The organism is Enterobacter sp. ZOR0014 (assembly GCF_000798855.1).
Taxonomy (GTDB): Bacteria; Pseudomonadota; Gammaproteobacteria; order Enterobacterales; family Enterobacteriaceae; genus Enterobacter; species Enterobacter kobei.
The window spans coordinates 14535-35162 of the sequence record NZ_JTLF01000316.1 but is presented as its reverse complement, the minus strand read 5'-3'; the positions used below and the strand labels follow the sequence as shown (position 1 = coordinate 35162).

Genomic DNA, 20628 nt, shown 5'->3' with positions numbered 1-20628 from the left:
GAACATACCTTAAGTGATGTGGAAAAGTGAGAATCAGTCAGGAAGAGGATGAATATCAAAGAGATCTGGCCTGCAAGAGCAGACAAGATAAATGGGACGGGAGCATTAACTAAACAGTAATCAGCTCTGCAATTTTTGTTGCAACAACTGCCAGCGTATCCTCTCCCGTATCGTCTATCTGTCGCAGGTTATCGACTGCTTTGATGGCCAGGTTGTAAGCTGGTCGATAGGAGCACGCCCGGACGCGACGCTGGTGAATACGATGCTCGATGAAGCACTCGATACGCTCAACGAACATGATAAACCGGTAATACACAGCGATCGTGGTGGCCATTACCGGTGGCCGGGCTGGCTCGATCGTATCAACACATCCGGACTTATAAGGTCCATGTCGCGCAAAGGATGCTCGTCGGATAATGCTGCGTGTGAAGGCTTCTTCGGGCGTATCAAAAACGAAATGTTCTATGGCAGAAACTGGGCTGGTATCACGCTGGAAAAATTTATCTGCTTCCTGGACAGGTACATACGCTGGTATAACGAGAAACGTATCAAGCTATCATTAGGTGCAATGAGTCCGGTGAAGTACCGGCAGCATCTTGGGATCACAACATAACAGTCCAGGAAAACATCCGCAGACCCTGAGACGACAATAACGCTTTGTGCTGACAAAATCAGTGCGCATAACAAAGATTATGTTAAATATTGTCAATATATGATTAAATATCAATAATTTATCACCATCCACATCCCTTTTCTTGCCAATGAATCTATTGCGGAAGCTTGAGGAACAGAGTCCGTTCCTGAGTTTTCGATGCCTTAAAGCCATGGTGAAGATAAAAGTTTTTGGCTTCTTCAGTCAGTGCATGAACCATAATCGCACGGACTCCAATATTATCAGCTACACGGTAACAGCGCAGAACTGCATCATGAAGTAAATCGGCCCCGAGCCCTTGACCACGGAATGAAAAATCGACTGCTAGGCGAGCAAGTATGATTACGGGAATTGGATCTGGCATATTGCGCCTGAGGCTTCCCGTTGCTTCCACGTGGTTAACGCTGCCGGTGGCAAGGGAGTAAAAACCGACAACCTGTTTAGTGTCTGTTTTACAAACGACGAACGTTCGTGCTGCACCAAGAGCCTGGTTTTTTAATCCTCTCTGTTTAAGCCAGTCATCAAGTACAACCTCACCACTGACGAACTCTGCTAGTTGATGGAGGCTGGATAACGGTTCTGGTGCTGTTACAGGTCCCACTGAGGTTTCCTTGCCAGGAGTTTATTGATGGCAGCGTCATCCGCGACTGGCGCATCGAGCATATCGATAAACTCAGCATACTGCTCATCGTTAAAATTGAATACGCGACGATCGAGGATGACATTCTCAGCAGCCTGGCACGCCATTTCAAGGATAAAGTCCGTGCGTGATTTATGAAGGATTTCTGCAGCAGCATCGATAAGTGCTCTTTGAGACTCCTTGGCTCTGAGGTTGAGCTGGACATCTGATTTCATGAGTGTGCTCCTTGTATAGCAATTGCTTTACAAGCATATCACAATGATATTGTATAGCAAACGCTATACACTCGCACCAAAAGGTACCTGTAATCCCTCTGCTCCTATTAAACGCTTTTTCTCTTCCCTATAGTCCCGCCACGAACCACACACCGACAGGCGAATGCGCCCAATTGAGAGGCGTGCCCTGAGCATCAAGATCTGCGTTTTAGCCTCCAGTAAAGGGGATTACATGATTTACATGTAATCAATTGCAATAGCAAACGGGAAAATATTCTTGAGGCTACGGGGAAGTGCAGCCTCAGTGATATGGCAGTGGAAAGCGGTTTATTATTTCTTTGCTGCTCGAATCAGGCCGTCAAGCCATTCCTGATGACCATTAAGCATTGGGTTCGGACGGGTATTTGCCAGATCTTTTGCGGGGACACCGTTCTGTGTTTCCTGCGTTAAGATACGGATCCTGTGACCGGAAAGGTCCTCCAGTAGCCATGCATGATGGACATCGAGTCGTTGAGCAGTATCTTTTTCACCGGCCCATCCGTGCCATGCCAGACGAGCAGGTTTACCTTCAGCGGGTGGAACAAACTCCACAACCTGAGCTTCAACTGGGAAACCAAACGTGCTGAAGTAGAAGCGAACACCATTTTCCAGTTCTGGACCTTTGTTGTCATAAAAGCGCACATCGGCGGAATTTTTATAGTATTCCGGCCATAGCAATGGCTGACTCAGGAGCGGCCAGACATCATTGACGTTAAGACCTGAGATGATCATTTCATTAGAAACAAAGTTATCGGTAAAACCGGGAACAAAGCCTTCTGGCCAGTTAATCGCGTTCATAAATTTCTCCATTTGCTAAAGTTGAGAGCACTGCGTTTGTCGTTACGGCAGTAACGTGATGACAGTGATTATTGGCACAATGGAGTTATAAGGCGAATTGTAATTTATTATATTCTTAATAAGATAAATTATATCAGGGCGCGGTAGGTTGGCTTACTTCTGCGCATAAAGCACGAATCCACTGGTGACTTGGATCACGATGGGTTCGCTCATGCCAGGCCATGCTCTTGGTAAAGCCGGGTACTTTCAGGGGCAAAGGGAGAATGATGAGATCGTTGTTAGACAGGACCATGCGGTGAGGTACAACAGCAATCATATCAGTCACTCGCAATATATCAGGTATCACCTGAAAACTATTAACTGACATCCCTACTCTTCGTGTCAGACTGAGCTTAGCCAGTGCTTCATCTGTAACACCCGTGAAGTTTCCGTCCGAAGACACCATAATATGCTCCTGCTTGCAAAATTGTTCGAGCGTCATTTTTGAACTCGCAGCCAGAGGATGATGACGTCGTGCTACGCAGACATAATGTTCTTCATAGAGCGCTCTTCCATGCAGGTCTTCGGGGGTTGTTTGCGGTGTTACCAAAGCCAGATCAACTTCACCCCGGGACAACTGCTGATACATTCGCTCATTGTCCACGGACCGCACGGCGATTTTAATATACGGTGCACGTTGTTTCAGCTCAGCCATCAACGGAACGACAACAGCCTTAAGTGCATAGTCCGTTGCGACGATGGTATAAGTCAGTTCCACCGTCATGGGATCAAATTTATTTGGTTTCAGCAGGATAGCGATATCGGTGAGGATTTTTTTTACCGGCGCAGAAAGTTCATTGGCCCGCATAGTGGGGACCATACCGTGGCTGGTGCGAACAAAGAGTGGATCGTCAAAGTAATCACGCAAGCGAAAAAGCATACCACTGACGGCAGGCTGCGTCAGGGAGAGGCGCTTTGCAGCCCGAGTAACGCTTCTCTCATCCAGTAATGCATCAAGGGCCTTAAGAAGGTTAAGGTCGAGGGTTCTGATATCATTTTTCATAATGAATTAGCCTGAAAGATATTAAAATTTTAATTCAGGCTAAATGCTCGGGAAAAGGTTGTCTAGAAAGTTTCCGAGAGTTTTCCTTTGGGGTGAACTTCCATTCCTGATGGTAAGCCTTTTACGGATAAGTCCGCTCTTCGCTCACAATAGAGCTTCAGCTCCGTTACACGTCCGCTCCGTGCCAGAAGCGAAGCGGGACGGTACGCCATGATCATTAAGGTAACTCCTAAGAGTTTCCATGTAAGCCAGGTTTGTTTCTGCGGGAACGAATCGCAGCACCATCTGAGCGCTGATAGCATCATCGATAAAAACTATCAGTGTGCATTTGGGCCCCCTGCCCTCAAATCAGTAATGAGGCGAGCCATCAATCTGGATCAATTCACCGTAGGATGGACGTCGCATGCGGCGTTGATTTATTCGGGCATGTTTACGACGGCGTTCACACCATATTTCCTCCTTTACCATCCACTTTATGAGAATTTCCACAAATGAAGACAAGCCGTATATCTCGCGCAATTTCGCACAGTCAAGAGTTGGTCAAGAACCAGCGTAGCGGTCTTTGAGGAGTGATATTACCGTCGTTCTAAATGCGGGAGTAAAAGCGTTATTTGGACGCTTTCCACGTCTGCGAAATATACGACCAACAGGACCTTCATTTCTGTATTGATGCACCAGGCGTTTAAACTAACGGATTGAGACCCCAATACGTACCGCGGCTTGTTCCTGGGTGATGTGACGGCTGACTGGCTCCTGAATACTCTGAAGCCTGTCGAGTTCCTTATGGCTCATTGTAACTGTCTCTTTGATCATGAAATTTCCCCCAGAAATCGCCTGGGGACATTTTAGAATGGTTCAAAGGGAACATTACAGCTTGGCGTTAACACGGTACTTACAATCGTTGTCTATCGCTCATGATAGCGAGACACTGCTGAGGATCCTCCCTTAAAGCATTTTTTTCCTGGATACTAAGCTTCTTCCAGGTATTGAACATTTTTTCACCGAGCTCAGGAATATAGTGATACTGACGGAGCGCATATTCTGAATTTCCTCCTTCCACAAGTTTCTCCATGTCACGCAAGAACATTTCCTGATCGTTATGATCAATGGTACAGAAGACCGAGCGGTAGTAGCTTTCCTCTTCTGTCGAGTAGTGAGGTTGAAGCCAAAATACGACAGCACCGGCCATAGCAACGATAGGTAGAGCGAAATACAGTTTCTTTAACATTCAGGTATTGTGTTAGTAAAAAAAGAGGAGAAGTATAACCACTATGCAATGCTAATGTAACGACAACGACAACCATAAATCATAACTGATTAGGTTTTTTAACCCCCTCTCCCCAGCAGCAGAAATCTTAGTAGGTTGTTAAATACTGGCTTACTCCTTTTGATGAAGCAAAGTTGCGCGCAAAGTATTCATTTTCAGAGAGTAAACATTCTCACCCCATGCTCCCCAATCCCCCTAGGAACTGATGACCTTTGTTACCAGTCATGTCGCCTATGTTTCTCTGTTCAGGTGAGTTTGTTAGGATTGGCGACCTGGTAATTATCGGAACAGATGAGAATGACAGAGCTGATAACAATTGACTCGGTGGACAGTACTAATAATGAAGCGAGACGGATTGTCCAGCATACCGGGAACATGAATTTCGCGCTTTCCGCACGCGAGCAGACTGCAGGTAAAGGGCGATACAACCGCAAATGGATTTCGGCACCAGGGAATATCGCGGTCACTATTGTTGTTCCTCTTCCGGATGACAGGACATCACTACCTACGCTTTCTCTCGTCGCAGGGATAGCCATACATGATGCGCTGTCTCTTATTATTCGTGATGCTGAGGTGCAGATAAAATGGCCGAACGATATCCTGATAAATGGAGCCAAAGTTAGTGGAACACTGATTGAAGCCGATCCAAGAGCCATTTATGTAGGCATCGGCATTAACATGACTGCCGATAATCTGGGTCTGGAAAACATCGCTGCGGGACTTGCTGGCTTCACGGATAAAGATGCTCAGGATGTCCTCCATAGCCTGTTACATCGCTGGGATGACTATTTTTCTCTCTGGAAAACTTATGGATTTAGCGTGCTGCGGAGTTCCTATGAAGGGAGAATGAAAGGGCTTAATCAAATGACTGAGATTTCACTTGATGCAGGAAAAACGCAAATAGTTTCCGGTATCTGCAGGGGCACGGATACAGACGGCCGGATACTGCTTGAAACCCCAGATGGTGTGGTGAAGGCGTGGAATTACGGAGACGTATTGTTCCATAACTGATTCTGTTGGGTAGGCCTGACAATGACTGACCAGTTCCAGAAAACAGGACTGCAACGCTCGCTTAGCCGTTAAGGTAAACAGACAGTTCAATGAGGTTGAGATCCGGATCGCGAAGATAAACGGACTCAATCTCCCCGCTGGCACCAGTTCTTTTTACAGGCCCTTCTTCAATCTTAACGTCGTGAGCATTGAGGTGGGCAAGCAGTTCTGCAATTGTTCCATGAACAATAAAGCATAAATCAAGCGAACCGGGCACTGGCAGATGCGCCTTTGGCTCTATTTCCCGGCCGTATTCATGGATATTGATTTTCTGTTGACCAAATCTCAGTGCTGTCCTGCCCGCTCCGAATCGAACAACTACCATCCCGAGTACGTCTGAGTAGAAATCGACACAACCCTGCATATCGCGGGTTGTGAGAACAAAATGGTCTAAATGAGAAATCATACTGATAAGCCTTTCGTTTGTTCAAAAACCGACGATACCTTCCAATAAGATACGGCCATTCATCACTGATGGCACGTCTGATTTGAATCTGTCACGGGAAATCCCGATGTTTCTTTTAGCACCTTAGCCCACCGCGCTTTCGCGGAATATAGGTTGTGGTCACATCAGTGGGTGAAATGACAAGTGAAATTTGGCAGGAAAAATGATGCTCCTGCATCACCTTCTTAAACAGTTTTTGCAGTCTCTTTCTGAGATACCCCGCACCGTCATTTACGGATTCAGATTTTGACATGACCTGGTCTTCATGTCCGGCAAAGACCGCACATGTATGAACAAAAGAGGATGAAAGAGATGTATAACCTCTTGAGCACAAGAATGCCACCAGAGAACCATCCAGGTCACACTCCCCCTCAGCAAATTCTAGATAAATCAACACAGTGTAATTTATTACTTTCATATGAACGAGATGACCTCATATTTTCCTGTCTGCAGTTAAGGCAGAAAGTTAAATAACATCGTCATAGATAATGTCCCACATACATCCTTGTGACAGTAAAACAGGGTAGTACAGCTTCGTAAGTTACTGAAGAACCTGGAATGATGACAGTATTTCGGTCATGCTGCTCTGGGTTACTAATGTTCAGCCATTCCACAGCAAAGCCAACCAGGCGAGCCCTTTATCCTCCCGATAAAGAGATAAAATGGCCATCAATACCGTCAGGGCGATTATGAGCCGAAGAAGCGGATTCATCTGCATGACTTAACCTTGCATTATTTTTTGGTGTGCCAGAGATGATGCCAGAATCCACCTGTAAGCATCAGACATAACGTCGCAGCCCGATATGTTGATTCCAGCACATAACCAATCAGCATCATATCGATTTCAGTAGTTTACATGATTTAACTGTAGGTAGAAAAATACTGGAAATTATAATCAATCGGGTTGACGCCGCTGGCATGAACACGCACCAGAACCTGACACAGGCTGTGGTTGTCTGATTCACGTGTATTCCTGTTATGTAATTGGGGTCGGACAGAATATAACAGGCACAAGTCATCTAACCAATCGCACCATATGCATTGATAATTTCAGGAGCCACACCAATCACTAAACCAACAGTGAAGCTAACTGATACAGAGGGCACCGCTGCGCGACAAGGACCGAAGGAACTGGAATCAACAGTTTCTGCGCAGGTATTTAAGTGCAGGGCCGCTCTTTGAAAATAGCCTGTTGCCACTGGCAGTCGTACGGCAGGACTGGGCTTTGCGCTCATGCGCGAGCAGCTAATCGCTCCCTGCCTGAAGAGTGGCGAGCTTGTAAAAATTTTCGATGCGGCAAATGATGATGGCCGGGGTTAAGATCTCTGCGCAGTGAAGGATAGCTATATGCCCGCAAACAGTTGGCTACTCCAGAAGGTTCCCGGTTGATATCCAGCGCTTTCGTGGTGAGTCTGCTGTTTTTTGAGAACGACATTACCCTGCACACTGCTTTATCGCGAACAGGTCGAGAACCACGGCGAGATACGCCCAGCGTTTGCCTTTCCAGATATATGTTACATCGCCTCACCATATCTGGGCAGCCGTGCTGCGGAGCATTGTGACAAAGCAGCGCTTCGCTTGTTTAACGATGAGTTTTTTCTACAATTTAATGGTGCTTTGCTATGTCAGGTAAAGCCGTCGTTCAGAAATACCCGTGTGCTCAAGGACGAGCCATCCCTAGTTCTTTGAATTAAGCTCTATCTGCCGAATGCCAGCCAGGCACTTTGTGCCTTTATCAATCACAGCCAGCAGTGGCTTAACCCATAGCAAAGCCTTGAAGTATGCTATTGAGGTGGCGGCAGAGGTAATATCATCGGCTGCGTCAGGTCCGCTGGTATAGATGTGCATTGCGCTGGAACGTAAATGGTAGGCGTATTCGAGCAGCACACCCGCAGTGTCAGCAGGAACATACAAATCGCAGGTTGAGAATCTCCCGGTATTCGATGACGATATCTTCAATGCTGATGTTGCTCAGAAAGTTAAGCCTCCTGGCATGTTCTGCAACCTGATTGAATTTGAATATCTGGGTGGCGAACACCTACCCCTGTAAAGAGCTTTCCGTTCGCAGAACGTAGCTATCGCTCTGAAGGCTGCTGGCTTTTGAGCAACTCTTGACGAGAGTAACTGGCAGGCCAGCAATAACAGTTACACCGTGACATCAGGACCAGCCCCCCCCCCGGATCCACCACCGCCATCAGCGCATTACTCTCTTTCTCGCTGATGAACTGTTCGAAAATGAGTGGCGCAGATTGAACATCATTCACCTCGCGCAGTTCTTCGACGGCCTGCTTTGATTTGGAAATAGAGATTGATTAAAGGGTGAGTAACCGTCAATAAGCCTCCTGAACCAGTACCGATGCGCAGCAGGAAATGCCAGTAGTTTCGATACAAACTCTCACCCAGCTGTACGCTGGGGCTGTATTAAGAATAAAAAAACGCCCACTTTTGAGGGCGGGCTAATGAGTTGACTATTTGTAAGGTAGGTGTGAACAAGACCTATGCACAGGAATTAAGCTGTATCGGCTGATTCACTATCGGTTAGGGATAACCGTCAGGCATTCAGTTACTTCCCACAACTTGAAGCGTAGCAGCAGTTTGCTAAATCATAAAAAAAGCCTGCGTTTTACGGCAGGCTCTCAAGGAATTTCAAACTGGTTGTAGTTATTGTCATGGTGCCGGGTGCCTCCCGGTGACTTTACCCCTGGTCAGTAAAGCCGCGCGCATACCTGCAGACAGCAGTTGACTGGGACGCCCCACCGCATAGGGGGATTCACCATTGCCATAATTTATCAGGTAATCAACTGACGTGGCAAACAGGAAGACGGCAACTGCTATAGATTGAATTGCAGCCAGTTAACTAAAATTTTACATTTTGTCGTTGCGTTTTATACAGCAAAATCCTAAATTCTCCATCCCGTTCTCTTCTATTAAAAATCCGTTGAGAATCTTTTGTCGAGGGATGTGATGTCGCCCGTAGAGTCCCTCGTCTTTTTTCCATTTAAAATTGCCCTTCCGTTTACATATCAAAATCGTTGCATACTCTTCCAGCCAGAAAGTACAGCCTGTCTATTAGAACGCGTCAACCAGCTGCACGTGGCTAGGCCTTAGGGTCGGTGGCACCTAAACGCATCTTGTAGTATGTGATGGCCGAGACCACGATACGGTGGCCGCGCAGCACCGCCTGCTCCAGGCGCTTCAGCAAGGCTTCCGGCTGCTCGTGCATGATGAACGAGCAGATGTTCGTGTCGAGCATATAGATCTTGTTCACAGGTTAAATCGTCCTTCGTCGGTGACAACGTCCTCACGCTCTGCCATAAAATCCGGGTCTGTTTTTTCCATTTGCACGAACGAGCCCCAGGTAGGCTGGACGGGAGGCTGGATGATGCTGTCCCCTTCCCTGACGATCTCCAACTCGCTCGCCCCCTCAAAATCCAGATCGTGGGGGAGACAGATGGCGCGGTTGTTGCCATTTTTAAAAATTGATACGGCTCTCATTTATTTCTCTCCCGAGTTGAAGGATATGCGAAGCATATCCGGAATGATGGTCGCGCACCGGATGTGTGCATATCCTTAGTATTGGCAGATGCACTGCATATGTATAGGGGTTACGTATGCAGATTAGTGGGATCGTCATGATGTCCTCAATGACGCCGGTGGGCGTGGTGGCCGGTGCGGTGATTGTCGTAAATGGCTTTAACACGATTTCACGGTAAGCCGCGCACAACCTCCTCGGTGATAAGCAGACGGAGGGAATATTCGCTGACGGCTCGATGGAGAGCGCTGAATTTCAGGGCTTCAAGCGGCAGCAGGGGCTGGGGACGTATAAGGCTGTCACACTCTTCAGCGAAGTATCCGGCGCGTATGGCCTGAGGCTGAAACCCGAAGCACAACGGTTGTGGTACTGGACTAGGCCAGATTTCTTCAGGAAAGTATCCGGCACGCCACGTCCCGCAATGGCGCTTAAAATTGCGGGATGGAGGGTTAAAGCCAAATTTTGGCTAACATGCCGGAGATGGAAGTAAGCTGATATAATGATGTAAGAACAAATCTTACATTAAGAAACGGTGGGGTTATGGCCCGTACGATGACGGTGGACGTTGGTGAAGAGCTGCGCGAATTTATCGATTCCCTGGTTAAGGCCGGTGATTACCGTACCCAGAGCGAGGTTATGCGTGACGCGCTGCGGCTGCTGCGCGAGAAGCAGGCTGAATCCCGCCTTCAGGAATTGCGCGATCTGCTCGCTGAAGGGCTCGGCGCGGCATGAACCCTAGAGATAACCAAGAAAAAATAAAATATATAAAAATCAAATGCTTGATTCGCAAAATCTATCTTATGTTAAATAACCTCCATAGGTCTATTACTTCATGGTTAACTCGTGCGGCCACAGAAATCAGCATGTTGTGACTTTTGAGATACCTCCCTTTTATTGCATTAGGTCTGTCGTACATTTGCTTCACCTCATGCTGATTGTTGGGTGTTTCTATGTACTCGCTTACCCAGATTGTAAGTTCAAACTGCCGAAGTTACTGGATTCAGATGGATGTAACAATCTGTTTGCCAGCACTTTATCCGCTTAGGTATCTAGTTGACCATCTGGAGTATTGATCTTACCCACTAATAGTTGCCCTACGTCATGCCAGAAAGTCGCGGCTTTATCGCGGGCCAGTGGGTGCATAAAATTTACGGAAGCACCGCCTGCAACGCAGTCAATCAGTACATCGGCTAATACTTCGGTAGCGTCTGTAAACTCGCAGGCTTTAAGGGAACGAATATGATACTCGGGCACACCAGCTCCTTGAGCGCATCGGTGCGGCCGCAGCCGTCCGGGAACTCAGCCTGTATGAATCGCAGTTCTACAACGGGCGCAGTAAACGCAGCAACAGATAACATCGTCAGAGCGCGAGAGCGAGAGCGAGAGCGAACTCGCGGCTGAAAATGCCCGACTCAAACGCCAGCTGGCAGAGCGGGACGAGGAGCTGGCCATCCTCCAAAAGGCCGCGACATACTTCGCGAAGCGCCTGAAATGAAGTATGTCTTTATTTAACAACACCAGGCTAAGTTCAGCATAAAAGCCATGTGTCGGGTGCTCCAGAACCTCGCTTAGGGCCGTGTCCACATTACATGGGTAGGATCACTGTTCTTCTTTATATTTTTCAGCTTCCTGCGTTGCTGAATGAAATGCCGATATTAATTCCTTTTCCGCTCTGGAAATTGTATCGCTACCATGTTTTTTAATCGCGGTATTCAAAGCATCTCTTACATGAGGTTCACGCATAACTGTTTCATCATCTATTGAGAGAGACTTTGCACCAATTGTTAAATTTCCCAACGACATGCAGAGGTGAGTTTGGAAAGAACCGCTAATGGTAAACCCCATCCTTTTATAAATATCAGCTTTTGATGGTGAGCATGTTAAGGCGATCCCAGAAAAAATAGATTTCATTTTATCTATCATGGCTCTCATTAATCCCTTATTACGATGAACCTCATCAACAACTATAGATATGATTGAGGCCTCGTTTATAGGTTTTAGATTAATGGGGTTAAGCAAAACTGAAATAAATGAAAATCCTACTATTTCTTTTGTTCCTTCGTGTTCAACAACGATAAGTTTCTTATGATATGATCCAATCTCACTCATAAGATGCATAACTCTAATAACTTCTTTAGTTACTAGATATTCAAATAAAGGGCTCTTATCATCAAAAATAAACATACTCAAATCTTTTGCATTGTCCCTTGTCAATTTAACTATTTTGAAGTATTGAGGGCTATTTTGAATAATTGGGAAGTCAACTTCTTTGATGGTATATGACATAATGAATCCTTTATATATTACATTGTAGTTCCTATCCGACGAAATAAAATACAGTTATAAGCTTCATAGACAACCGCATGGCTCATGCGGTACAGGTCGTAATATGATCAGTGGATACTGCATCAGAAACTCACTTCGTTCGGGTTCAACCCAGAGACTGTAAAAATTCTCTCATGGGAAATATATTTTACCAAAAACCATCAATTTCTCAAGAGGGTAACTAGATAGCCACTAAATTTATACGTGTTTGGATATGCGATTGAAAATGGTTTATGAACTGAAAAAGAGCAAAACTTCAGAAAGTGCTCATAAGAACCAGATTCTCTGTTAGTTCATGAAGTTAGCTGAGAGTTAATTTCTGTTTATATTAAAAGGCTATTTGCATTCTAGGGTTGGAATTCATCCATTCTAATCCTTGATTCTTAGTCGGAAAAAAAGCTGCTTCTGGTTGGATTTTTCTGTTTTTCACCACCCAGCGAAAATCTAACATTGGTTGGATTCTCAGACGCGCCATCTCTCGCGTTAATCCAACTCTCCACCTTCTGCCTGCTTCAACAATGTCGGAATGTGCGGTCCATACTCGACCTTGCCTCGTCCTGCTCGAATACCACTGCCAACCTTGCGGGCTTCTTTGGAGTACAACGTCTTTGCACGGATGATCTCATAGCTATAACCCCGACCTAACCGATTGGACATCTTGATCAAGCCGTTGAGCCCTTCGGTATAGCCATTGGTGATTGAGAACGGCGCATCCCAGTAGGCAAAGATGTCGTCGTAATGGTTGTGTACCGTTTTTACCAGTGTTTTGAAAGGCTCCATGCCATAAGGTGGAAGGCTGTTCTCCCAAGCCTCAAAGGCGTTCTGAGCGCTCTGCTTGTCGGGTTCGTCGTAGATGCAGAAGAAGGCTTCCTTGAAGTCATAGGCCATGGCAAGTGCTGGGATCGCCTGCTTTACAACCTCCAGCGCCTTTTGCTCTGCGGGTGTCAAGTTGCCGGGTCGTTTCAGGGTGAGCCAGCGAATCGACTTTTTGACGTAAATGCGATCTTCTTTGCTTAACTGTGCCTGATAGTTCTTGCGCTCTACTTCCAAGGCTTCAGAAGCCATCTTGACGACATGGAACTTGTCGATCACCAGTTTGGCGTTGGGCAGATACTGAGCAAAGGAACGCTTGAAGGGTCGCCACATATCCGTACAGACCCATTCCACCTTGTCAGCATCCGGCAAATCCTTGAAGAAGGGCTTCAAATGCTCTTGAGTTCGATGCTCCAACATATCAAAGACGTTGTTGGTTGCCAGATTGGTGATTACACAGCGATACCCTCCGGCCAGGTTAACTTCGTCAATGCCCATGATGACTGGGGTTTCGTAACGAACGGTTTGGGAGAGTTCCTCAATGAGATCGTGAGCGATGTTCTTGACGGTGTTCACCGCCACACCGGTTTGCTCGGCTAAAGCATGGAAGGTGGTTCCCAGGCACTGTTGCCGAATAACATCGACCAGCCGTTTGGTGGCTCGGCGTTTGTCATCCAGAAAACTCAACTCCGGCATGGACATTTTTCCGCACGACTCACAGCGAAAGCGCGGGCGCTGAACTTCAAGGCGGACGGGCTCCATGTACAACGGCGTGTCCATGAACTTGTTTTTGCGCGTACCGTGTCTGTGCATAGGGATGTTGCAGTCCCCACATAACGGCACCTCGACCGTTACCGGCTCAGCAACTATCACAAGGCACTTGCCTTCGTGGCGCATATCGACCGGCTTGATGCCTGGCAGATTCAGCAGGTCAAGCATCTGCTTAATCCATACCTAGATCGATGTCTTTGCCTTCGCGCAGCAGGTCATACACCATATCAACCAATGCGGTCATGCCCTGACGGTCAGACTTGAGCACTTGGGTTGCCAGCTTCTGATGACTGGACAAAGCACGAACAACAGCTTGCTGCACAGCACCGGGGAGGTTGCCTTTCATAGCCTGCTCACGGGTGTTGCTTTCCACCTGAGCCATGACAACATCGCTTTCACCGGTAATCGCTGAAATCTGATTAACGAAAGCCACCTGATCCTGGATCGGCGTCGCCTCACCAAACAGGCTGTTGAGCCTCTCGATAATCTCTTTGACGAATTTCGGCTTGTCGCCTGCCGCGCCACCACCGCCTGCACCTGCTGGTTGCAATACCGGGATTTTGCCTTCGTCTTCTACGTCATCGGGTCGAGCATTGATGTCAAAGCCAGTAAGCACCAGGCCTGTCAAGTCCACGGTTTCCGGTGCTTCGTGCTGAAGGCGCTTTTGCAGCAGCTTGGCGAAAGCGGCAAAGTTCTCCAACTCCGGGTCGCCAAAATCAATCAGTTGGGCGACATAGGAATAGGTACGGCAGAAGCGCCCCAGGTCCGACTTGAAGCCCATCAGCGCCTTGATTTGCTCGGCATACTCATCCTGGTGGTGATCGGCAGACTTCATGCCCGCCTCATCACCCCTGGCGCGGGCCTTCTCAAACGCTGTTTCCCAGGTTGCCATGCCATCGCGCAACATTTTCATCTTGTCGTTATACAAGGCCGTCGCTCCAGCTGTAGCGGCATAAAGCGCCTTGTGCTGTGGCGATTTAGTATGGGTGATATCGCGGATGGTCTTGAAGCGGGCTTCCTTGAACGCGGCCAAGTCCTTCTCGTCGTACAGGCCGTGCTCGTCCAGTCGCTCCTTGATCTCGTAGACCACATTGAGGTCTTGCACTTCGCCGATGTGAGCGCCCTTGTCATAGGTGGCAAAGGCCTTGCGCACGTTCTCTGGATCGTTCACGAAGTCAATGATAAAGACTTCATCCTTCCCAGGTGCCGTCCGGTTCAGGCGGGCGAAGGTCTGCACAATCTCCACATGGTTGGCGATTTTCTTGTCCACATACATGGCGACCAGTTTGGGCTGGTCAAAGCCGGTCTGGAACTTGTCGGCCACCAACATCACCCGGTATTCCGGGCGGTCAAAGGCAAAGCGCAAATCCTGCCCGTGGACATCCGGGTTCATGCTCTGCTCGGTGAACTCCTCGTTCTCATCGACGATAAACACATCATCCTTGAACTCGCTGTCATCCTGGTGCATCACCTGCTTACCGGTCATCTTGCCCGAGAATGCCACCAGTGAATGAATAAAGCCGTACTCGCTGTGCTGCTCGATATAGCGGTCAAACGCCTTCTTGTAGCGAATGGCAGCGGCACGGGAGCTGGTCACGACCATCGCCTTGGCCTTGCCATCCAGCCGGTGGACGACGTTTTTGGTGAAGTGCTCAACGATAAACTGTACCTTCTGGGTCACATTGGTGGGATGCAATGACATCCACTGTGCTAGGGCGCGTTTGGCAGCCTTGCCGCTTACCCGCTTGCTGTCTTCAAGCTGCTTGGAAAGGTTGAAGGCCGTTTTGTAGGGCACATAGCCGTTCAACACATCGAGAATGAATTTCTCCTCAATGGCCTGGCGCATGGTGTACAGGTGGAAGGCTTGCGGCGGGTTATCGTCCGAGATCGGTTGGCTTGGATCTGTCGGGCGACCAAACAGCATCAAAGTGGAGTGCTTGGGCGTGCCGGTAAAGGCGAAGTAGCTGATATTGTCCGGGCGGGCGCGAGACTTTTGCAGTTGCTCCAGTAGTTCATCCACCGTCATGGTGGACATCTTGCCTTGTCCGCTCATCCCCAGCGCGGCTTGCAGCTTAGCGGCGGTAGAGCCTGTCTGCGAGTTATGCGCCTCATCAATGATCACAGCAAAGTTTTTCCCTTTCAGAGCCTTGTCAGTGATGATGGCTTCCATCGCGTAGGGGAAGGTCTGGATCGTGACTACCACAATCGGCGTACCAGACAACAAGGCATCCGAGAGCTGCTTGCTTTTGGACTTGGATGACTTCTGCCGGTCAATGGCGGCGATCACCCCAAACTGATGGTCAATCTGCTTCACCGCGTCCTGAAGCTGGCCGTCCAGCACATTACGGTCGGTGACAATGATCACGCTGTTAAATACCGCGTCGCCGTTATCTTCGCGCAGTTTCACCAAGTCATGGGCCGTCCAGGAAATGGTGCTGGTCTTGCCGGAACCGGCGCTGTGGTCACACAGGTAGGTCATGCCTGCGCCGTTTTCGCGGGCATCGGCCAGCATCTGGTTAACTGCCGTCCATTGGTGAAAGCGCGGGAAAATCAGAGTTTCTTTCTTCGACCAATTGCCCTGAATATCCACCACGTCCTTTTTCTCGACGTAGACAAAGCTATGGAAAATCCGCAGCCAGGCATCCGGCTGGCAGACCGCCTCCCAGAAGTAGGCTACCGGGTATTCCTGGGTACCATCGGCCTTAATTTCACCTGGCGGGTTACCCGAATGTACCGTGCCGCTTTCGTCCTTTCGCCCCTTATTGAACGGAAGGAAAAAGGTGTTTTCTCCATCCAGCTTGGTCGCCATCATGATTTCAGAGTCGGACATGGCGAAATGCACCACCGCCCCGCGCTTGAAGGTCAGCAATGGCTCCCGGCGTTTGGTCTTGGCGTCATACGGCAGGCGATCATTGCGGTACTGATCCATGGCCGCTTCGCAGGACTGGGTGAAGTCGGTCTTCAGTTCGACGGTTGCCACCGGCAGACCGTTGATAAACAGCACCAAATCAATGGCAAATTCACGGGCCGGCTGATACTTCAGCTCCGGCACCACGCGCAGGATATTGGCCTGGTAACGCTCAATGACTGCTGCATTGCGCTTGTCTTCCGGTGCAGCCTCGGTCATCTCAATCAGGCCGCAACCGGCAATGGAAAAACCCTGGCGCAACACCTGCATGGTGCCTTGTTTCTCCAGTGCTTTATCCAGGCGATCCATCAGCACTTCAAGGGTTTTGGCCCCGTTGAGCCGTTCCAGCTTGTCCCATTTTTCCTGCTGGCCGCTGGTTTTGATCCAGCTTTCCAAGTCTTCGGGATACACCGCCCGCTCGGTGTCGTAGAACTTGGAATCACCCAGCTTCCAGCCCTGATCTACCAACCGGTCGATGATGTATTGCTGGAAGTGTTTTTCCTGATGTGCTGCTGATTGCATTTATTGTTTTCCTCGCAAATCAATCTGGCCGGTGACAGCGGCGGTGATAAAGGCCGAGCGGCGCTCTTTAAGTAGGGTAATACTTTGCTCTGCCTTGCCAATCAACGCATCAATACGGGCGGTTTCGCGGTCGAGGGTGGCCGCGATGGTGGCTTGTTCTTCTCGTTGAGGAACAGGCAGTACCATAGAACTGTATTTTTCAGCGCTAACATTCTGTATTGTGGACTGTATATTGCTTCCGCTAATATATTCCCAATAAGAGTGAGACTGAAGGTAAGCGTAAATATACTTTGGAAGAGCCTTTTCTTCATTACAGCTAGCTTTTATCAAGTATCCTGCAAAGCACGCAGCACCATTAGTCTCTCTGTATAGAAAGCTTTTCCCTACTGTCGCACCGCTTCTTGCGAGCAATATGTCGCCGTCAGACAGTAAATAACTATAAGCTTTATCCCATGGCAGAGTCTTAAATGTATCCTCCCTTAAGGTGCCGTTCTCTGTCAGGTCAGTAATACGGATATACCTTGGATGATTTGGGTCATCACTTTCCGCAGACTCATTAGCCCCATAGGACATAGGAGCAGAAAGGATGTATTTGAACGGCTTCACCTCCCAATGCTCCGGCACCTGCCCAATCCATTCAACGCCGGAATCCTTCATCTTCACGTTGGGGTCTAGCCCCTTGGTGACCGCATGGGTAATCAGCGCCTGTCGCTTTTCCTTCAGTAGCTCGATAAAGCGGGTTTTCTTCTCGACAAGCGCATCAATACGGGCGGTTTCGCGGTCGAGGGTGGTTAGTATTTGCGCTTGCTCAGGCTGATCTGGGTATACAACTTCAATTGAACCGATATGCCCCCAATCTGCACGAGGCATTTTCGCTCCCTCGCATCCTGACTCTATTTGATGCGTTACATCAGGAGTTAAAAGCCATTCTTGCAGCCATCTAGGTTCTGTTTTTTCAGCCCTCAGAACCAAAAATTCTGTTGAGCAGCACCCTGCCATCTCTGAAATAATGGCTTTTCGCAAATATGGACGCAGCTTACCGTACAGGACATCCCCTTCATAAAAGATGCCTACAGTTGAATCTTCTGATTGACGGGAGCTTCCATTCGTTGGCTTGTACTGCCCTGATCCTGCTTCTACATCCTCAAGTCCGATATAAATGGTATCAGTAGATACATCATTTCGTCGTTCATTGCGCAATGACGCCAGTCGCTTGACTCTCGCTACCTTCCAATGCTCCGGCACCTGCCCAATCCACTCAATACCGGAATCCTTATATGCGGGATATGCTCTGTACTGGCTCATTCGCTGGCCACCTCCGCCAGTAGCGCGGCAATCTCGGCTTCTACTTGCTTCAGGTCTTCATCAATATCTTGCAGCTTGCGCGGCGGCTGGTACTGGTAGAAGAAGCGGTTGAAGTTGATCTCATAGCCAACGCGGCCCAATTGACCATCCCTGGCATCGGTAAAGCTCTCATCCATCCAGGCATCCGGCACATGAGGAAGCACTTCGCGAGCAAAGTAGTCGTCGATGTCCTCCAGATAGGGGACGTTCTCGTAATCAGTTAAATCAGTGTCTGGCACCAGCTCGCCGTTGGAATCCGTGACTGGCTCGGCTTTCGGGTCTTTGTGACCAAAGGCGTTGATTAGCGCGGTGATCAATGTCTTGTTGGATTTGACCTTGAGCTGCTTGGCTTCATCGGACTTGATAGAGTTCCTAACAAAGGTTTCTGCCCAGCTATAGGGCTGCGTTTGCCCGATCAGCGGCTTGAGGGCTTCGCGCCAGAATGTCTGATGCGCGTCAGAGAGCTTTTCCCAGGCAGCTTCGGCTTCCAGCCGCTCCATACCCACCTTATCCAGCTCCAGGGTCATGCGCAGCGGGCGCAGGACCCTGATACGGCGGTAGCCAAAGGTACGGTAGTCCATCATCCGGGAAAGCGCTCCGGTTTCGCCTGTGGCGTAGATGTCCAGAATCTGGCGACGCTGCTCATCGCTGACAATACGGCGTTTGTTGCCCTCGTTGCGGATTGAAGTCCACAGGTCGGTGGCGTTAATCAACTGCACCTTGCCTTTGCGCTCCTGCGGCTTCTTGTTGGACAGAATCCACAGGTAGGTGGCGATATTGGTGCGGAAGAACAGATCCGTTGGCAGAGCTACAATGGCTTCAATCAGGTCGTCTTCCAGCAACCAACGGCGTATTTCCGATTCGCCAGACGCGGCACCGCCGTTAAACAGTGGCGAACCGGACAGCACAATAGCGGCGCGGCCACCGCCGTTGATCGGCAGTTCTAGCTTGCTCGCCAGGTGCATCAAAAACAGCATGGAGCCATCGCTAATTTTCGGCAGGCCCGGCCCAAAACGGCCCAACTCACCTTTTTTGTGTTCCGCTTCGACGGCGGTTTTGTCCTTCTCCCATTTCTTGCCGAAAGGCGGATTGGACAGGCAGTAGTGGAAACGCTCACCGGCAAACTGGTCGTTGGACAGCGTGCTACCCTGACGAATGTTCTTCGACAGATCTCGGCCAGGGTCGGACTCCAAACGGCGGATCAGCATACCGGCCACACAAACCGCATGGGTTTCCGGCTCCAACTCCTGCCCGTGCGGCACCAGCACTGGCGGGATCTTGTCGCGGTTACCGTAGTCGCCCACATGGTTCATGGCATCGGTGAGGAAGCCACCCGTGCCACAGGTCGGGTCATACAGAGTACGAATCAAACCGGGGCTGGCCTCAAACAGGGCATCATCCGGGTCAAGTAGCAATGCGGTCGCCAGGTGAACGATGTCGCGCGGCGTCATGAAGTCCTCGGCCCCTTCATTGACCTCGGCACCAAAGCGGCGAATTAGGTGTTCGTAGATGTTACTCATCACCCGATCCGGAACCACGTCCGGGTGCAGGTCGATCTTGGCGAAGTTCTGGCAAATCTTGTACAGCAAGCCCGCTTTCTCCAGCCGGATCACCGTATTGCCAAATTCAAACTCCTCGAAGATAGCGCGGGCGTTATCCGAAAACAGGGCGATGTAGTCTTCCAGATTGCGGCGCGTCTTGGTGCTACCCAGGGTACCGAGGGAGTATTCAGAGGTGTTGTAGAAGGGGTATTCAGCGGTTGAGCGCAGAATGGTATCCAGCTCAACATCGGCATCCTTGAAAGCGTCATGCGCTTCTCTCACCGCCTCGCGGGTCGGGTCCAGCGCACACTCCAGGCGGCGCAGCAGGGTAAACGGCAAAATGATCTTGCCAAAGTCCGTATGCTTGAAGTCCCCCCAAAGGTCTTCCGCATTCTTCCAAATAAAGTCAGCCTGTGAAGCTGCCGATCCCGTAAATTCGCTCATTCTGGACTCCAACCACTTTTTGCACAGAACGGTACTGGAGTCAATCTGCGAATGTCAACCAGATTTTGCACAAAAGGGGATGGATTTAAATTCTTGGCTAAATTTGCGATCCTACCTCAGAATGCAAATAGCCTTTTTTTGTTGCCTGCCTGCCGTCGTGACATGAGCCTGGGATACACAAGGCTCAGGACGCCCCTGGGCCACTGGAGGTATCTATGATGAATTATCAGATGACGCTGAACGAACTATTCCCCTTTCCGGGGATACAAACACTCATTGA

14 protein-coding genes and 8 pseudogenes are annotated in these 20628 nt (G+C 49.1%); 5 read left to right on the top strand and 17 right to left on the bottom strand.

Features of this window, described 5'->3' with window-relative positions:
- Positions 1-172: 172 nt before the first annotated feature.
- Positions 173-613, top strand: a pseudogene (locus L977_RS17765) (IS3 family transposase); the annotation flags it as partial.
- A gap of 154 nt (positions 614-767) precedes the next feature.
- Here L977_RS17765 and L977_RS17760 read toward each other — a convergent pair.
- The 6 genes and pseudogenes from L977_RS17760 to L977_RS17735 form a co-directional block, all read right to left on the bottom strand.
- Complete coding sequence (locus tag L977_RS17760) at positions 768-1253, bottom strand: GNAT family N-acetyltransferase (RefSeq protein WP_047626433.1); 486 nt, start codon at positions 1251-1253, stop codon at positions 768-770.
- The gene (locus L977_RS17755) at positions 1241-1507 is read right to left on the bottom strand and encodes a type II toxin-antitoxin system TacA family antitoxin (RefSeq protein WP_032640030.1); all 267 of its coding nucleotides are present in this window, start codon (positions 1505-1507) and stop codon (positions 1241-1243) included. Before L977_RS17755 ends, L977_RS17760 begins: the two co-directional genes overlap by 13 nt.
- Before the next feature lie 330 nt (positions 1508-1837).
- Positions 1838-2344: a polyketide cyclase gene (locus L977_RS17750; RefSeq protein WP_032640028.1), complete on the bottom strand. Its 507-nt coding sequence runs from the start codon at positions 2342-2344 to the stop codon at positions 1838-1840.
- A 133-nt stretch (positions 2345-2477) separates the two neighbouring features.
- Positions 2478-3386, bottom strand: a complete 909-nt coding sequence (locus tag L977_RS17745; RefSeq protein WP_047626431.1) for a LysR family transcriptional regulator — start codon at positions 3384-3386, stop codon at positions 2478-2480.
- Between the two features lie 201 nt (positions 3387-3587).
- Positions 3588-4199 (bottom strand): annotated as a pseudogene (locus L977_RS17740) (ISNCY family transposase); the annotation flags it as partial.
- 79 nt (positions 4200-4278) lie between these two features.
- Positions 4279-4614, bottom strand: a complete 336-nt coding sequence (locus tag L977_RS17735) for a hypothetical protein (RefSeq protein WP_047626429.1) — start codon at positions 4612-4614, stop codon at positions 4279-4281.
- A 336-nt stretch (positions 4615-4950) separates the two neighbouring features.
- Between L977_RS17735 and L977_RS17730 the strand changes: the two genes are divergently transcribed.
- A complete protein-coding gene (locus L977_RS17730; RefSeq protein ID WP_072034157.1) occupies positions 4951-5664 on the top strand; it encodes a biotin--[acetyl-CoA-carboxylase] ligase in 714 nt (237 codons plus the stop codon).
- A gap of 61 nt (positions 5665-5725) precedes the next feature.
- Here L977_RS17730 and L977_RS17725 read toward each other — a convergent pair whose 3' ends face one another.
- The 5 genes and pseudogenes from L977_RS17725 to vapB all read right to left on the bottom strand — a co-directional run bounded on the left by L977_RS17725 (position 5726) and on the right by vapB (position 9643).
- Positions 5726-6109 (bottom strand): VOC family protein, encoded by a 384-nt coding sequence (locus L977_RS17725; RefSeq protein ID WP_047626425.1) that lies wholly within the window; start codon positions 6107-6109, stop codon positions 5726-5728.
- A 1408-nt stretch (positions 6110-7517) separates the two neighbouring features.
- Positions 7518-7672, bottom strand: a pseudogene (locus L977_RS24575) (IS3 family transposase); the annotation flags it as partial.
- Positions 7673-7825: 153 nt separating this feature from the next.
- Positions 7826-8288: pseudogene (locus L977_RS25075) on the bottom strand (hypothetical protein).
- A 932-nt stretch (positions 8289-9220) separates the two neighbouring features.
- Positions 9221-9416, bottom strand: a pseudogene (locus tag L977_RS17710) (VapC toxin family PIN domain ribonuclease); the annotation flags it as partial.
- Positions 9413-9643 (bottom strand): type II toxin-antitoxin system VapB family antitoxin, encoded by a 231-nt coding sequence (gene vapB / locus L977_RS17705; RefSeq protein ID WP_047626421.1) that lies wholly within the window; start codon positions 9641-9643, stop codon positions 9413-9415. The pseudogene L977_RS17710 and the gene vapB, both read right to left, overlap by 4 nt.
- A gap of 233 nt (positions 9644-9876) precedes the next feature.
- Here vapB and L977_RS25065 point away from each other — a divergent pair.
- Positions 9877-10170 (top strand): annotated as a pseudogene (locus L977_RS25065) (DUF4225 domain-containing protein); the annotation flags it as partial.
- A gap of 50 nt (positions 10171-10220) precedes the next feature.
- Positions 10221-10406: pseudogene (locus L977_RS17695) on the top strand (type II toxin-antitoxin system ParD family antitoxin); the annotation flags it as partial.
- Positions 10407-10721: 315 nt separating this feature from the next.
- On the opposite strand, the gene L977_RS17690 reads toward L977_RS17695, so the two are convergent.
- Entirely contained in the window at positions 10722-10934 is a 213-nt protein-coding gene (locus tag L977_RS17690) for a hypothetical protein (RefSeq protein ID WP_047626419.1), read from the bottom strand.
- A 2-nt stretch (positions 10935-10936) separates the two neighbouring features.
- Here L977_RS17690 and L977_RS24010 point away from each other — a divergent pair.
- Positions 10937-11189 (top strand): annotated as a pseudogene (locus tag L977_RS24010) (IS3 family transposase); the annotation flags it as partial.
- 90 nt (positions 11190-11279) lie between these two features.
- On the opposite strand, the gene L977_RS17685 reads toward L977_RS24010, so the two are convergent.
- From L977_RS17685 to L977_RS17665, 5 genes are all read right to left on the bottom strand, one after another.
- Positions 11280-11966, bottom strand: coding sequence for a GNAT family N-acetyltransferase (locus tag L977_RS17685; protein ID WP_047626418.1), 687 nt, complete (start codon positions 11964-11966; stop codon positions 11280-11282).
- 522 nt (positions 11967-12488) lie between these two features.
- On the bottom strand, positions 12489-13757 hold the full coding sequence (locus tag L977_RS17680; protein ID WP_028018533.1) for an ISL3-like element ISKpn25 family transposase: 1269 nt from the start codon (positions 13755-13757) through the stop codon (positions 12489-12491).
- A gap of 4 nt (positions 13758-13761) precedes the next feature.
- On the bottom strand, positions 13762-17019 hold the full coding sequence (locus L977_RS17675) for a type I restriction endonuclease subunit R (protein ID WP_047626415.1): 3258 nt from the start codon (positions 17017-17019) through the stop codon (positions 13762-13764).
- Positions 17020-18324, bottom strand: a complete 1305-nt coding sequence (locus L977_RS17670; protein WP_047626414.1) for a restriction endonuclease subunit S — start codon at positions 18322-18324, stop codon at positions 17020-17022. It abuts the gene before it with no gap.
- On the bottom strand, positions 18321-20348 hold the full coding sequence (locus L977_RS17665; RefSeq protein ID WP_028018376.1) for a type I restriction-modification system subunit M: 2028 nt from the start codon (positions 20346-20348) through the stop codon (positions 18321-18323). The genes L977_RS17670 and L977_RS17665 overlap by 4 nt, the downstream gene beginning before the upstream one ends.
- Positions 20349-20628 lie beyond the last annotated feature (280 nt).

What these genes read in the sequence shown, in the direction of transcription:
- L977_RS17670 (WP_047626414.1), bottom strand. Translation starts at nt 18,324, where the DNA reads ATGAGCCAGTACAGAGCATATCCCGCATATAAGGATTCCGGTATTGAG.
- L977_RS17665 (WP_028018376.1), bottom strand. Translation starts at nt 20,348, where the DNA reads ATGAGCGAATTTACGGGATCGGCAGCTTCACAGGCTGACTTTATTTGG.
- L977_RS17685 (WP_047626418.1), bottom strand. Translation starts at nt 11,966, where the DNA reads ATGTCATATACCATCAAAGAAGTTGACTTCCCAATTATTCAAAATAGC.
- L977_RS17735 (WP_047626429.1), bottom strand. Translation starts at nt 4,614, where the DNA reads ATGTTAAAGAAACTGTATTTCGCTCTACCTATCGTTGCTATGGCCGGT.
- L977_RS17675 (WP_047626415.1), bottom strand. Translation starts at nt 17,019, where the DNA reads ATGCAATCAGCAGCACATCAGGAAAAACACTTCCAGCAATACATCATC.
- L977_RS17745 (WP_047626431.1), bottom strand. Translation starts at nt 3,386, where the DNA reads ATGAAAAATGATATCAGAACCCTCGACCTTAACCTTCTTAAGGCCCTT.
- L977_RS17680 (WP_028018533.1), bottom strand. Translation starts at nt 13,757, where the DNA reads ATGCTTGACCTGCTGAATCTGCCAGGCATCAAGCCGGTCGATATGCGC.
- L977_RS17725 (WP_047626425.1), bottom strand. Translation starts at nt 6,109, where the DNA reads ATGATTTCTCATTTAGACCATTTTGTTCTCACAACCCGCGATATGCAG.
- L977_RS17755 (WP_032640030.1), bottom strand. Translation starts at nt 1,507, where the DNA reads ATGAAATCAGATGTCCAGCTCAACCTCAGAGCCAAGGAGTCTCAAAGA.
- vapB (WP_047626421.1), bottom strand. Translation starts at nt 9,643, where the DNA reads ATGAGAGCCGTATCAATTTTTAAAAATGGCAACAACCGCGCCATCTGT.
- L977_RS17730 (WP_072034157.1), top strand. Translation starts at nt 4,951, where the DNA reads ATGACAGAGCTGATAACAATTGACTCGGTGGACAGTACTAATAATGAA.
- L977_RS17750 (WP_032640028.1), bottom strand. Translation starts at nt 2,344, where the DNA reads ATGAACGCGATTAACTGGCCAGAAGGCTTTGTTCCCGGTTTTACCGAT.